The 12,966-nt window shown below is 61.6% G+C and carries 8 protein-coding genes; 4 read left to right on the top strand and 4 right to left on the bottom strand.

Annotated features, from left to right (window positions below):
* Nucleotides 1–68: 68 nt before the first annotated feature.
* Genes LH464_RS07090 through LH464_RS07075 form a run of 4 tightly spaced genes read left to right on the top strand, consistent with a single transcriptional unit; the run spans nt 69 to nt 3,734 of the window.
* The gene (locus tag LH464_RS07090) at nt 69–1,073 is read left to right on the top strand and encodes an ABC transporter permease subunit (protein WP_226785671.1); all 1,005 of its coding nucleotides are present in this window, start codon (nt 69–71) and stop codon (nt 1,071–1,073) included.
* 14 nt (nt 1,074–1,087) lie between these two features.
* Nucleotides 1,088–2,011 (top strand): ABC transporter permease subunit, encoded by a 924-nt coding sequence (locus tag LH464_RS07085; protein ID WP_255648287.1) that lies wholly within the window; start codon nt 1,088–1,090, stop codon nt 2,009–2,011.
* Nucleotides 2,012–2,013: 2 nt separating this feature from the next.
* Complete coding sequence (locus LH464_RS07080; RefSeq protein ID WP_226785670.1) at nt 2,014–2,871, top strand: ABC transporter ATP-binding protein; 858 nt, start codon at nt 2,014–2,016, stop codon at nt 2,869–2,871.
* Nucleotides 2,871–3,734, top strand: a complete 864-nt coding sequence (locus tag LH464_RS07075; protein WP_390624938.1) for a dipeptide ABC transporter ATP-binding protein — start codon at nt 2,871–2,873, stop codon at nt 3,732–3,734. The genes LH464_RS07080 and LH464_RS07075 overlap by 1 nt, the downstream gene beginning before the upstream one ends.
* A gap of 36 nt (nt 3,735–3,770) precedes the next feature.
* Here the strand turns inward: LH464_RS07075 and pbpC are convergent, their stop codons facing one another.
* The 4 genes from pbpC to LH464_RS24790 all read right to left on the bottom strand — a co-directional run bounded on the left by pbpC (nt 3,771) and on the right by LH464_RS24790 (nt 12,479).
* Complete coding sequence (gene pbpC / locus LH464_RS07070; protein ID WP_226785669.1) at nt 3,771–5,855, bottom strand: penicillin-binding protein 1C; 2,085 nt, start codon at nt 5,853–5,855, stop codon at nt 3,771–3,773.
* A gap of 1 nt (nt 5,856) precedes the next feature.
* Complete coding sequence (locus LH464_RS07065) at nt 5,857–11,298, bottom strand: alpha-2-macroglobulin family protein (protein ID WP_226785668.1); 5,442 nt, start codon at nt 11,296–11,298, stop codon at nt 5,857–5,859.
* A gap of 78 nt (nt 11,299–11,376) precedes the next feature.
* Nucleotides 11,377–12,126 carry an SDR family NAD(P)-dependent oxidoreductase gene (locus tag LH464_RS07060; RefSeq protein ID WP_226785667.1) on the bottom strand — a complete coding sequence of 250 codons (750 nt, stop codon included), beginning with the start codon at nt 12,124–12,126 and terminating at the stop codon, nt 11,377–11,379.
* A complete protein-coding gene (locus tag LH464_RS24790; protein WP_390624937.1) occupies nt 12,126–12,479 on the bottom strand; it encodes a PCC domain-containing protein in 354 nt (117 codons plus the stop codon). The genes LH464_RS07060 and LH464_RS24790 overlap by 1 nt, the downstream gene beginning before the upstream one ends.
* Nucleotides 12,480–12,966 lie beyond the last annotated feature (487 nt).

Below are 12,966 nucleotides of genomic sequence, written 5' to 3'. Positions count from 1 at the left end.
CCACTTCAAGCGCCGTTTGCGGAATCTGACACCGACCCGCCACGGCTCAAGGACACAGAAGGTTTCCTATGTTCGGCTTTCTCCTGCGGCGTCTCGCCGTTCTGATCCCGACTTTTATCGGGGTTTCAATTATTGCTTTCTCCTTCATCCGGCTTCTGCCTGGTGACCCCGTCGCACTGCTGTCTGGCGAGCGCGTGATGTCTCCCGAACGTCATGCACAGATCAGCGCGCAACTCGGTCTCGATCGGCCGATGGTCATACAGTATTTCGATTACCTCGGCGGTGTGCTGACCGGGGACTTCGGTACTTCCATTGTCTCCAAGACGCCTATTCTCGGCCAGTTCTGGGCACTGTTTCCTGCCACGGTCGAGCTCTCGTTCTGCGCAATCATCCTCGCCATCGCCATTGGCGTTCCGGCAGGCGTGATCGCGGCGATCAAGCGGGGCTCCTTCTTCGACCAGACCCTCATGGGTATTGCCCTCGTCGGCTATTCCATGCCGATCTTCTGGTGGGGCCTTCTGCTGATCATATTCTTCTCCGGCACGCTGCAATGGTTCCCGGTGTCGGGTCGTATATCGCTGATGTACTTCTTCCCGCCAGTCACCGGCTTCATGCTGATTGACTCGCTGCTGTCGGGCCAGAAGGGTGCCTTCATGTCGGCAATCAGCCACCTCGCATTGCCATCAATCGTGCTGGCCACGATTCCTCTGGCTGTTATCGCACGCCAGACACGGTCGGCAATGCTGGAAGTGCTGTCCGAGGACTATGTCCGCACGGCCCGCGCCAAGGGACTTTCACCCTTCCGCGTCGTCGGCATCCACGCTTTGCGTAACGCCATGATCCCGGTGATCACAACGATCGGCCTGCAGATCGGCGTCATGCTGGCGGGCGCAATCCTGACCGAGACGATCTTCTCCTGGCCGGGCATCGGCAAGTGGATGGTCGATAGCGTATTCAGGCGAGACTACCCGGTTATCCAGGGTGGCCTTCTGCTGATCGCGGGCATCATCATGATCGTCAATCTCATAGTTGATCTGCTCTACGGCCTGATCAATCCTCGTATCCGGCACTAGAAGGAGAAAATCCCATGGCCGATACCATCACAGATATCGACAACTCTCCGCAAGTCCTCTCGAGCGCGGCGCTACGACGCCAGATGCTCAAGGAGTTCTGGTTCTACTTCTCCGAAAACCGCGGCGCCGTCATCGGCCTGTTTGTTTTCGTCGCACTCGTGTTTGTCGCTGTTTTCGCATCAGTGATCGCGCCGCACTCGCCGTTCCAACAGTATCGTGACGCCATCCTCGTGCCCCCCGCGTGGATCGAGGGGGGCAACACCACCTTCCTTCTCGGCACAGATCCCGTCGGTCGCGACATTCTTTCGCGTCTGATCTACGGAGCGCAGTACTCGCTGTTTATCGGCGTTTTCGTGACGACGCTTTCGCTGGTGGGCGGTATCCTGGTCGGCCTGATCGCCGGTTACTACCGTGGCTGGATCGATACCGTCATCATGCGACTGATGGACATCATCCTCGCCTTCCCGTCACTGCTTCTGGCGCTGGTGCTCGTTGCGATCCTCGGTCCGAGCCTGACCAACGGCATGATCGCGATCGCGATTACCCTTCAGCCGCATTTCGTGCGCCTGACCCGCGCCGCCGTTATGGCGGAAAAGTCCCGCGATTACGTGACGGCGTCACGCCTCGCCGGTGCGGGCCCGTTCCGCCTGATGTTCCGCACCATCCTGCCAAACTGCATGGCACCGCTGATCGTCCAGGCAACGCTGTCTTTCTCGAACGCGATCCTGGACGCCGCAGCGCTCGGCTTCCTCGGAATGGGCGCGCAGCCGCCTGCGCCCGAATGGGGCACGATGCTGGCCGAAGCCCGCGAGTTCATCCTGCGCGCGTGGTGGGTTGTCACCTTCCCGGGCCTAGCCATCCTCATCACCGTTCTTGCCATCAACCTGATGGGCGACGGCTTGCGCGATGCGCTTGACCCGAAACTGAAGAGGTCCTGATCATGGCACTTCTGCAAATCGACAATCTCACCGTCGAATTCGAAACCTCAACGGGATGGTTCAGGGCAGTCGACGGCGTCTCGATCACCGTTGAAAAGGGTGAAGTCTTGGCGATCGTCGGAGAATCCGGCTCCGGCAAGTCAGTCTCGATGCTGGCGGTGATGGGCCTGCTGCCCTGGACGGCGAAGATTACCGCCGACCGCATACTCTTCGAAGGCAAGGATATCCAGAAACTCAGCCCTGCCGAGCGCCGCAAGCTGATCGGCAAGGATATCGCGATGATCTTCCAGGAGCCGGTCGCCAGCCTCAACCCGTGCTTCACGGTCGGCTACCAGATCGAGGAAGTGCTGCGTATCCACCTCGGTCTCGACAAGAAGGCTCGTCGCGAGCGGGCGATCGAACTGTTTCGCCTGGTCGGCCTGCCAGACCCGGAAGAGCGCCTCAACAGCTTCCCGCACCAGATGTCGGGCGGCCAGTGCCAGCGCGTGATGATCGCCATCGCGATTGCCTGCGATCCGAAGCTCTTGATCGCCGACGAGCCCACCACCGCGCTCGACGTGACGATCCAGAAGCAGATCCTCGATCTCATCATGTCGCTGCAGGCCAAGAACGGCATGGGCCTGATCATGATCACTCACGACATGGGCGTTGTGGCCGAAACCGCCGACCGCGTCGTCGTGCAGTACAAGGGCCGCAAGATGGAAGAAGCTGACGTGCTTTCCCTGTTCGAAAGCCCGAAGAGCAACTACACGAAGGCGCTGCTGGCAGCTCTGCCGGAGAATGCGACCGGCGACCGCCTGACCACCGTCTCCGCCTTCTTCGACGGCAATCCGGAACCCGCACCGGAGGCACACGCATGATGGAGACAAAGAGCGATATCATGACCGATAACACCATGCTCGAAGTGCGCGACATCAAGCGCGACTACGAACTGCCGGCCGGCTTCATGAAGCCGAAGAAGACCGTCCATGCGGTCAAGGGCGTGTCCTTCAAGCTGGAGCGCGGCAAGACGTTGGCCATCGTCGGCGAGAGCGGCTGCGGCAAATCCACTCTTGCTCGCATGATCACCTTCATAGACGAGCCGACCGCTGGCGAACTTCTGATCGACGGCAAGAAGGTCGATACGCGTCCCGGCCATCTGTCCCACGAAATGCGCCAGAAGGTGCAGATCATATTCCAGAATCCCTATGGTTCGCTGAACCCTCGCCAGAAGATCGGCGATGTGCTCGGTGAGCCTCTGGCGATCAACACGAAGATGTCAGCCGCGGAACGGCGTGAACGCGCCGCGGAGATGTTGATCAAGGTCGGCCTCGGCCCGGAGCATTACAACCGTTACCCGCACATGTTCTCCGGCGGCCAGCGCCAGCGTATCGCCATCGCGCGCGCGCTGATGCTGAACCCGAAGCTGCTGGTGCTGGACGAGCCTGTCTCGGCACTCGACCTTTCGGTCCAGGCCCAGGTACTGAACCTGTTGGCCGACCTGCAGGACGAGTTCGACCTCACCTATGTCTTCATCAGCCACGACCTCTCTGTGGTGCGCTACATCGCTGACGAAGTCATGGTGATGTATTTTGGCGAGGCCGTCGAATACGGCACACGCGACGAGGTTTTCTCGGATCCGAAGCACGACTACACGCGTACGCTGTTCAAGGCGACGCCGCGGGCGGACGTCGAATCCATCCGGGAACGTGTAGCCAGAAAGAAGGCGGCGAGCGCCGCCTGATGCATTCATCCTGCCCTTGAAGGGTAGGTGGAGCACTCACTCCACGAAAATCCTGACGCTGGCGGCTCGGCCGGCAGCGTCGATAACCGTCAGCGTGGCATAACCGGCTCCGTCCGGTTGCCATTCGCTGGTACGGCGGCGAGACGCAGCCTCCAGGGGCCGGCCGTTGACAAGCCAGCGGAATGGCGCCCTTCCCCCCTGCAATTTCAGAGCAAGCGGCATCGGGTCGATCGCCGACGTCACCCCGAGATCGATTTTCGCGCCTTCCGGCGGGTAGACGATCTGAGGGACAGGCTCGCGGGCCGATGCCGTGATGAGGCCACTTGCCGTCATGGAGAAACGGCGCTGACTAAGCGGCAGCTCGGCCTGCGCTACCCGCCCGATACCGGGAGGCGCTGGTGGCAGCCGCGTATGGGGAACGCCAGACTTGGCAAAGGCCTCGAAGAGAATTGGCGCGGCCGTCTGGTACCCCGCAATTCCGGGGACCGCGCCATTGTCTGGCCGGCCCACCCAGACGCCCAGAACGTATCTGCCATCGTAACCGACGGACCAGGCGTCGCGATAACCGTAGCTCGTGCCGGTCTTGTAAGCGATGCCCAGTCGGGGGCTTCCCTGTGGCGGCAGGACATCGGATAAAATGTCGGCTACATGCCACGCTGCCTGCGGCTCGAGCAGCGGCTCCCCCTCCATCGCGCCAGACTGGCCATCAATCCCATCCCCCAGACGCACCGGCTGTCCGCCATTGGCAAGTGCGGCATAAGCCTGCAGCAGATCCTTCAACGTGATGCCGACCCCACCAAGCCCGATCGCCAGCCCTGGTGCCTCATGCGGCGGCAATGAAGGTCTTACCTCGGCACGCCGTAACCGCATCATCAGTCGCGACGGCCCGACGACATCCAGCAGCCGGATTGCAGGCACATTGAGCGACAATTGCAGTGCCTGCCGGACCGAGACATCGCCTTGATAACCCATGTCGAAGTTCTTCGGGCGATAACCGAAGAAATCCGCCGGCCGATCCTCGATGATCGTTTCCTGGGATACGATCCCCTGCTCGAAGGCGAGGCCATAGATGAAGGGCTTCAGGGTCGAGCCGGGTGACCGGCTGACGCGGGTCATGTCGATCCACCCGGAACGACTGGCGTCGAAGTAATCGGCAGATCCCACTTCGCCAACAATCTCACCAGTCGTGATATCAGCCATCATCATGGCGACAGACACTTTGGGACTAAGCTTTGCCGCCGCCTCACGGACCACCTGCTCCAGCGCCTGCTGGATGTTTCTCCGCAAGGTGGTCCTGTGCTCGATTGTACCGGGCTGCTTTCGGAGCGCGGCTTCGGCTAGGTGCGCCGCGTGTGCCGGCAGTTGCAGCCTTCGTTTCGGAACCGGATCGCCCGAGGCGCGCTCCGCCTCGCCCTCACCGATCACCTCTGTCACGGCGGGGCGGCTCAGCACGCGCCCGCGAGCATCGACAGCCAGCTTCCAGTTGCGATCCGGCCGACGGTTTTCCGGCGACTGAGGTAGGGCCACCAGAAGCGCCGCCTCGGCAACTGTCAGCCGCCGAGGCTCCTTGCCGAAATAGGCCAGGCTTGCCGCCCGTACACCCTCCAGATTGCCGCCGTAAGGCGCGTGGGTGAGATAGGCTTCCAGGATCTGCTGCTTGTCGAGACGCATTTCGATCTGGATTGCACGAACGGCCTGCAACAGCTTTGCCGAGAGAGAACGCGTTTGGCGAGGTTCGATCAGCCGCGCCACCTGCATGGACAGCGTCGAGCCGCCGGAAACGATGCGCCCGTTTCCGACAAACTGAAGCGCCGCACGTCCTATCGCCAGCAGATCGACACCGCTGTGCTCATGGAAACGCCGGTCTTCATAGGCGATCAGCATCTGGACAAAACGAGGATCGACATCATCGGCGGTGGTTCTGAGACGCCATCGCCCTTCGGGAGTAGCGAACGCACGGAGCAGCTCACCATCGGCGTCCAGCACTTCGGCGGAGACGAGCCCCACGTTCTCCAAGGGTGGGGGAAACGCGCGGTCGGCAGCCTCCAGCCCCAGCGCCAGTCCTGTCAGGGCGATGGCGCCTGTTCCGATGCCCAGGGAAAGTTTGTGCCAGGCCTTCATCTTATTGCGCCGCCACGACCTCCATGCGTCCTGCCGCCGTCCGCGCGGACAATTGCGGACGGTACATGTCTTCGACCTGAGCCGCTGGGTGGTCGTAGACGCCAGGCGTCACCGCCCGAACGACGTAAGCCAGCGTAATCTCCCGGTTGTCTCCGCTGTTCCGGTTGAACGCCGCCACAAAACGATCGTTGCGGAACTCGGTGTGTGCAGGCGACACCTCGCCGACCCAATCAAAATTGGCCAGCTGGGCGCTGTTGACGATACTCGGATTGTCGATCTCGAAGCCGGCCGGCAACAGATCCTGCACCAGGATACGGGACGGCCAGTCATTGGTTTCGGTAATTGTCAGCACCACGACATACCGTTCGTTCTGTCGAGCCTCGCTGATGTTCGCCGGCTCCCCGTCCATCGTGTAGTAGCTACGGTCTATGGCGAAGCCATCGCCGCCCGCCGGTAGCGGCTGGACAGGTGCAGCGACAGTCGTGACCGTCGCCGAAAGGGCATCCCCGCTGTTGTTGGTGACCGTCAGCGGATGGCCGAGGACGGCCTCGCCCGCCATTCTCGTCATCAGCGTGCCCTTGTGATCGGTGCCATTCACGTCCAGCGCCAGATCATCGTCGCCGGCGTCAAGCGCCCTGGCCGCCAGAAGCATCCAGGTCTGTTCCTGCGTACTTGTATAGGTCTTCTGCTCCCACTCTCTGGCCACGATATCGGCCAGCGCCGGCACGATCGGCGGGACCGGCCGGCTCTCTGCAGCAATTGCCAGAACAGCGGCACCATCACGCAGCGCCGAGCCATAGTCAGAGCGCGCGAGGCTCACCTTTTGGATCTGCGACTGCTCGGCCATGCCCAACGTATCGACGAAGATGCTCCGCGACCGCTGCGCGTCACCGTAGAGCGCAAGCGAGGCTGCTATATGCGCCTTGGAAAGCGGTGTCGGGAAGTCTGACAGCATCGTATCTGCGTAGTAACGAAGATCACTGATCGCGGCTTTCCTGTTGCGGGACAAGACATAGAGCGCATAGGCGATCTCGTTGCCCTGATCGCGGACGTTGGTCGTGTAGGAGAGCGCATTCTGGAGGTTCTCAAGTGATTGTGCCAGCGCCCGCTCCGGCACTTCATAGCCCTGTTCCCGGGCGCGGGAGAGGAAGTCGGTTACATAGGCATCGAGCCACAGGTCGCCGCCTGCCGGTCCCCAGAGGCCAAAGCTTCCCGACGACGACTGGTTGGACAGGATGCGATGGATCGCATCCTGCACCCGCTGCTTGATCTCCGCGTCATCGGCCAGTCCATTCTTGACTGCCAGCTCGCTCAGATACAGCAGCGGCAAGGCGCGGCTGGTCGTCTGCTCGGTGCAACCGTAAGGATAGCGGTCGAGACTCATCAACAGCGCAGGAATATCGAATGCACTGGACCGGCTGACATTGACGCTCACCGATGCCCCCGGAAGAATACTGTCCGCCAGGAGGTCCCCGCTCACCATCAGGCTGTTACCGGGAGCAAGCGCGATCACGCGGCGTTCGGTGATCGGCAATGTCGCGGGCCTTACCGGAATGCTCACCACCTGCTCGATAGAGACACCGGAGGCTCCGGTAAGACGGAGCGTCAAGCGACCATCGCCGGGCTCCAAACCCTTCAAAGGCAACGTCAGGTCCTTCTTTGCACCCGCTTCCAGTCGGACGGTAGAGGCCGCATCCCCTTCGAACGAAATGGCGTCACTGGTGACTATCTCGAGCTGATAATCTCCAGCCGGAGCATCCGTGTTGGCAATATCGAGGCGCAGGCTACTCTCGTCTCCAGGAGCCAGGAAACGCGGCAAGCTTGCGGTAACGACGATGGGGTCGCGGATCACCACGTCCCTGACCGCGTGTCCGACACCGGTCTTCGTCCACGCGACAGCCATCAGGCGCGCTGTCCCGTTGAACTGCGGAATATCGAAGGACACATTGGCCCTGCCTTCCGCGTCGAGACGAACGGGGCCTGAGAAGAAAGCTACCAGCTTTTCGGTCGGCGGCTTACCCTGCAGTGCCATGCTGCCGCCGTCGCCGCCCGTGCGGATTCGTCCCATGGCGCCAAGCGAACCGTCGATGAGGCGGCCGTAGAGATCGCGGATTTCAAGGCCCAGGCGTCGCTGGCCGAAATACCAGTCGTCCGGGGCCGGCGGCTCGTAACGCGTCAGATTGAGAATGCCGACATCCACGGCGGCCGCCGTGACGTAAGCCTCCTCCTCCAAACCGGCACCAGCCACCTGAACTGAAATGTCGAGCGGCTGTCGCGGCAGCGTCTGCTCAGGTGCGTCGACGGTGACAACGAGGTCCCGGTCGGCCGGATCGACCTTCAGCCACGTGATCCCGATTGCCCGCATCGGCATGCGGCTTTCCTGTCCGTCGCCTGGCCGGAACAGCGTGGCCGTGATGTAGGAGCCGGCGCCCCAATCAGCGGTAACGGGAATTTCCACCTCACCCCCATCTGCACCGAGGCTGGCGGTCTGGACCGAAATCAGTTCCTCCGCACCCGCGGCAATCACCAGCTCCCCGGCATAGCGGGAGGAAATCTTGAGCTTGGCCGTCTCGCCAACCGCATAGCTTTGCTTGTCGAGCGCGATTTCCAGCGCATCCGGCGTTTCCGTCGAACTGGCACTGACGAACCAGCCTGCGTCGAACTCCACACTGGAGGCGGTTCCGCCATCCTGGCTGCTCTCCACCTCCAGCCGGTAACGTCCCCAGGTTACGGGCATCGAGAGCTGGACGCCGTCTGCGGTAAGCGTAACATTGCCGTCGGAAACCTGGCTGGTGCGCGTGACGGGCTCGTAGCGCCAGGCGCTTCCCTCGCGGTACCACTGATAGTCCTGTTCGACCTTCAACAGCTTCCAGGACAGGCCGGCCATATCGATCTTTCGGCCATCCGGGTCCACGGCGATCAGATGAAAACCGGCAACGGAATTCTCGGCCAGATCGCCCGAGAATTCAGGCTTGATGCCGATCTTTGACGTCTCCGATCTCACCGGCAGCGACAGGGTCCGCTCGACCGCCCGTCCACCCGCCTCCTGCATGCGTACGACGATGTCTGCGGTGATGAGCTGGGTCGTCGATGGCACCTCGTCGATCGATACCTCCAGCATGGACTTCCCGTCTTCGTCGAGATCCGGGAGTTCCTCAAGCGGCACGCGAACCGCTTCGGTCGCTTCCTCGTCCGTCAATCCAAACTGGTAGCCGGCGAATGCCTCGCTCTGTCGCGTCGGCTTCAGCACAACTTCCCCTTCCAGGGAAAGGCCTGCGGCCGGTGCACCGTAGAGATACCGTCCATTGATCTCCACGGGCAGCACGGTTGCGGGGCTTAACTCCTCAGCCGTACTGGTGATGTCGAACTCGATGCGATCTGGAACGAAATCGTCCACCAGGAACGACTTCTCGCCGATGGGCGATCCTTTCGGGTCGGTGAAAATCTGCATCGTCCAGGTGCCGCGCATCGCCGTTTCGAGTAGCGGCAGGCCGAGCGTGTAGCCACCGAGAGACCCATTCTCCACCATTCGCCGGTCTTCCACGCCATCCGGACGAAGAACCACGAAGGTCAACGGCAATCTGTCGATGGCGTTCGCATCGACATCACGCGCTAAGGCCGTAGCATGCACCGTTTCTCCGGGCCGATAGATACCGCGTTCCGTCCACGCAAGAATATCGATGGCGCCCGGCGCAGGCCTGCCGGTTACGCCGCGATCGGAGAGATCGAAGCCGGCGCGTGTCATATCGAGGAAAACGTAGTCCTGGTCACCGTTCCTGGCGGTAACCAGGGCGGGCGCCATTGCAGCCGTCCCGCGGATCAGGCCGGCCGTAAAGGTCGCGCGACCGTCCGCGTCCGTCGTCGCCGTACCGAGGACCTCGTTGTTCCTGGCAAGGAGTTGAAGTTCGATTCCAGCCAGCGGCTTTGCGGAACCGAGCGAACGCGCAAAGATGTTGAGCCCATCCGTGCCGGCATAGGTGGAAAGACCGATATCGGAGACGACGAACCACTGGGTTGCCTTGCTCTCCCACTCCTGATTGACCGCATTCGCAGCGGAAGCGGTCATCGCATACACGCCGGGCTTGCGGGATGGCAGCGCTTCATCGACCGGAAAACTCGTGATGACTTCCTTGTTGAGGTCCTGGCCGAGATCGATCGTCCCTTCCCAGACAAGCTCGCCGCTTTCCTGCTCGATCCTTGACGCGCCGTAGCCGTCCATCTGTGTCAGGAATTGCGAATTGGTCAGAAGCGAGACGATGTTGCGGTCGCCGATGCGGTAGAGCTTCAGGTCGGCTTTGTCCGTATTGACCGAGACGACCGGGATGCCACGCCGGGCCGTCGACGGCAGCACAAAGGCATCACCGGTGAAACGCACCGTCGGCGAACGGTCCTTCACATAGAGGTCAAGATCGACCTGCGCTTCCAGATTTTCGTCAACCGAGGACGGCAGGCCGCGGCGCAGCGACAGTTTCAGCCGCTGCCCGTGCGTGAGGCCTTCAATACAGATCTGATTGTCCTTGGCTTCGAGCGCCGTGGGCGCCTCGCCATCCAGCACCACGAAGGGCGCGTAGTCTGCTGCCTTCACGAGCGGTTCGGAAAACTGCACGCAGGCCCGAGGATTGGCACTATCCGCATCGACCGTATTGCCGACGACCCGGAAACCTTGCCGTTCGCGCAGATCGTTAAACGCCGCCTGCACCGTCTGCGCAGTCACGAGGGCGAGGCTGTCCTTGTAGGCGGTCAACGCAGGACGGTAGTTCTGCTGCTTCTCGAGACCTGCCGCGAGCACTGCCAGTGCGTCGGCGCGAACCTGAGTGGTCCGGCTCAATTGATAGCCGTTGATGGCTGACATTACAGCTTCGCCCGCCATGTCGCCGCTGTCCGAAGTTGCAGCGGCCCGGGAGAGTTCTATCCAGAGCGCACCATCATCCGGCGTGATCGAAAGCGCGCCTTTGAAGTTGTAGACCGCATTGTCCAGGTTGCCGGCGAGAAGCTCGCCTTGCGCGACCGTCTTCAGGTTTTCCGCACCATAGCCTTGCTGATTGTCGGCAAGTGCAAGATTTGCCTTGTAGTCCCGTGCCTGGCGAACAAGATCCTCCGACAGGAAGCTCAGGTGAGGAGGCGCACCGATATCGGGCTCATTGGCGACCTCGACTATCTTGCCGGCCACGGCGCCGGGGAAGGTATTGAGCTGATTGAAGTCGGACTTCAGAAAGCACCACTGTGCCTTGGTGTTGTAGGTGAAGGCCTTGCAGGCATTGTCACCAACACATGCGGCCTCACACTGTGCCTGAGAGACATCCTGAACGGTACGGAGGTCGAAGCCGAAGTAGTCGCCGTCGGCTGTTGTTTCAACCTTTCGCTCTGCAGCGCCGAGCGGCATTACAAGTGTCGCAAGGGAAAGGAAAATAGCCGAAAGATTGAGTACCGTGCGCTTAGACATGATGTCCCCCGAGAACGCCGACGACCGTAGGGCACTCTTCTGTTTTGCCAGCCGGATGTCAACGCAACACGGGTGCCGCTATGACGTCATCAGCCCGGCCGCGGTGAACCCGCCATCGACGGATAGCACCTGTCCCGTCACATAGGATGACTGCCGTTCGTCGGTGAGAAACGCTATGGCCGCAGCGACCTCCTCCGGCGTCCCGTATCGGCGCATCGGCAGCGTCCGGTGCCACTCCTCGCGCGTCACCTCGGTATGCATCTGCTTCACCATCAGCGTTTCGATCGGTCCCGGCGCAATCGCATTGACGCGGATGCGGTCGCCCGCCAGTTCGACCGCCATGATCCTGGTCAGCGTCACCACGGCTCCTTTGGAAGCGCCGTAGGCAGAGCGGCCGAAATTGCCCTTGATGCCTGAGACCGAGGCGAGATGGACGATCGAGCCACCGCCATTGTCACGCAATATCGGAGCAAGCGCCTGCGACAGCAGAAAGGTCCCGATGACGTTGACCTCATAGACACGCCGCATCTGTTCCGCGGTGGTCTCTGCAAAACGGTCATTGGCGGCGATACCGGCACTGTTCACCAATGCCTTCAAAGGGGAACCGAGCGCGCGGCAACGGACGGCAAGCTCGGAAATCCCCTTCTCGTTCGTCACGTCCAATTGGACCGGCGTTATCGCCAGATCTTCATCTGCCGCCAGGTTCTCCAGCGCTGCTTCATCCCGATCAGCGGCGACGACATGCCAGCCCGCTCCTGCCAGAAGCCTCACGGTAGCCAGTCCGATGCCGGACGCAGCCCCAGTAACCACGACACTCGCTGTAGGCATCAGTCTACTCCCCCCGCGACGATGACCAGTTCGAACGTGACGCCGACAGGATTGTCGCCGCGCTTGAGACGCCCATGATAGGTCTTGCCTTCGACATCCACTACCGCAGTATCGATCGTGGCCTTCGGACCACCTGCAACCTGCTCCACGCGCCCGTTCTCTATGGCGATCTCGGTTGCAAGACATGGTATCCGGCGCCCATCCTCGAAGCTCGGCTCAAAGATGCTGCCGATCCCGTAGACCTGCGCCTTTTCAATGCCGTACTCACTGCACGTCTCCTCCACCGCCGTGCACACGTCCTCGTTCGGCCTGATGCGAAGAAGGACCCCGCTACCGGAACGGCCCTCGCCCATGACCGAGAAGAGCGTAAAATTAGTTTCCGGGTCGGGAATGGATACAAAGGTTGCGTCAGTGCTGCCGTATCCCCGAACCTTAATCGGTTCGCTGACAATGCTGTCGAAGGGCAGCACGTGTCCCATCCTGGGTATGCCCTCCCCGGTATCCCAAATGCCATGGCAGTGCAGGAAGGGCGCACCGTCACGCTCGCCGACGATTGCCGTCGCCTTAATGAAGCGACCACCGGCTGCAGGGGCGAACGTGTCGCTGTACCAGGCCGCGTGTTCCTGATCCGGGGAGAAGGCGGGCAGGACATAGCGGAAGGGATCGCAAGCCCCGCCCTCGACGGTCAGGAAGCCTCCGTGGCAACCAGCTTCGGAGAAAACCCGGGCTACGCCGGCCATGAAAGTCTCGCCGGGCTTAAGCACACCGGCAATGGGCACCAGTTGCGTGGGAGCGACCTCACGCCTGACTTCGGCAACGGGTCCGGGGTGTACGATCTGC

Source organism: Pseudorhizobium xiangyangii (assembly GCF_020531965.1).
GTDB lineage: Bacteria > Pseudomonadota > Alphaproteobacteria > Rhizobiales > Rhizobiaceae > Neorhizobium > Neorhizobium xiangyangii.
Note: the sequence above shows the minus strand (reverse complement) of the source record. Positions and strands in the feature narration are given on the sequence as shown.

Bases quoted from the DNA above. Each gene is read 5' to 3' on its own strand.
- LH464_RS07075 (WP_390624938.1), top strand. From the start codon at position 2,871: ATGGAGACAAAGAGCGATATCATGACCGATAACACCATGCTCGAAGTG.
- LH464_RS07065 (WP_226785668.1), bottom strand. From the start codon at position 11,298: ATGTCTAAGCGCACGGTACTCAATCTTTCGGCTATTTTCCTTTCCCTT.
- LH464_RS24790 (WP_390624937.1), bottom strand. From the start codon at position 12,479: ATGGGCGAGGGCCGTTCCGGTAGCGGGGTCCTTCTTCGCATCAGGCCG.
- LH464_RS07090 (WP_226785671.1), top strand. From the start codon at position 69: ATGTTCGGCTTTCTCCTGCGGCGTCTCGCCGTTCTGATCCCGACTTTT.
- pbpC (WP_226785669.1), bottom strand. From the start codon at position 5,855: ATGAAGGCCTGGCACAAACTTTCCCTGGGCATCGGAACAGGCGCCATC.
- LH464_RS07060 (WP_226785667.1), bottom strand. From the start codon at position 12,126: ATGCCTACAGCGAGTGTCGTGGTTACTGGGGCTGCGTCCGGCATCGGA.
- LH464_RS07080 (WP_226785670.1), top strand. From the start codon at position 2,014: ATGGCACTTCTGCAAATCGACAATCTCACCGTCGAATTCGAAACCTCA.
- LH464_RS07085 (WP_255648287.1), top strand. From the start codon at position 1,088: ATGGCCGATACCATCACAGATATCGACAACTCTCCGCAAGTCCTCTCG.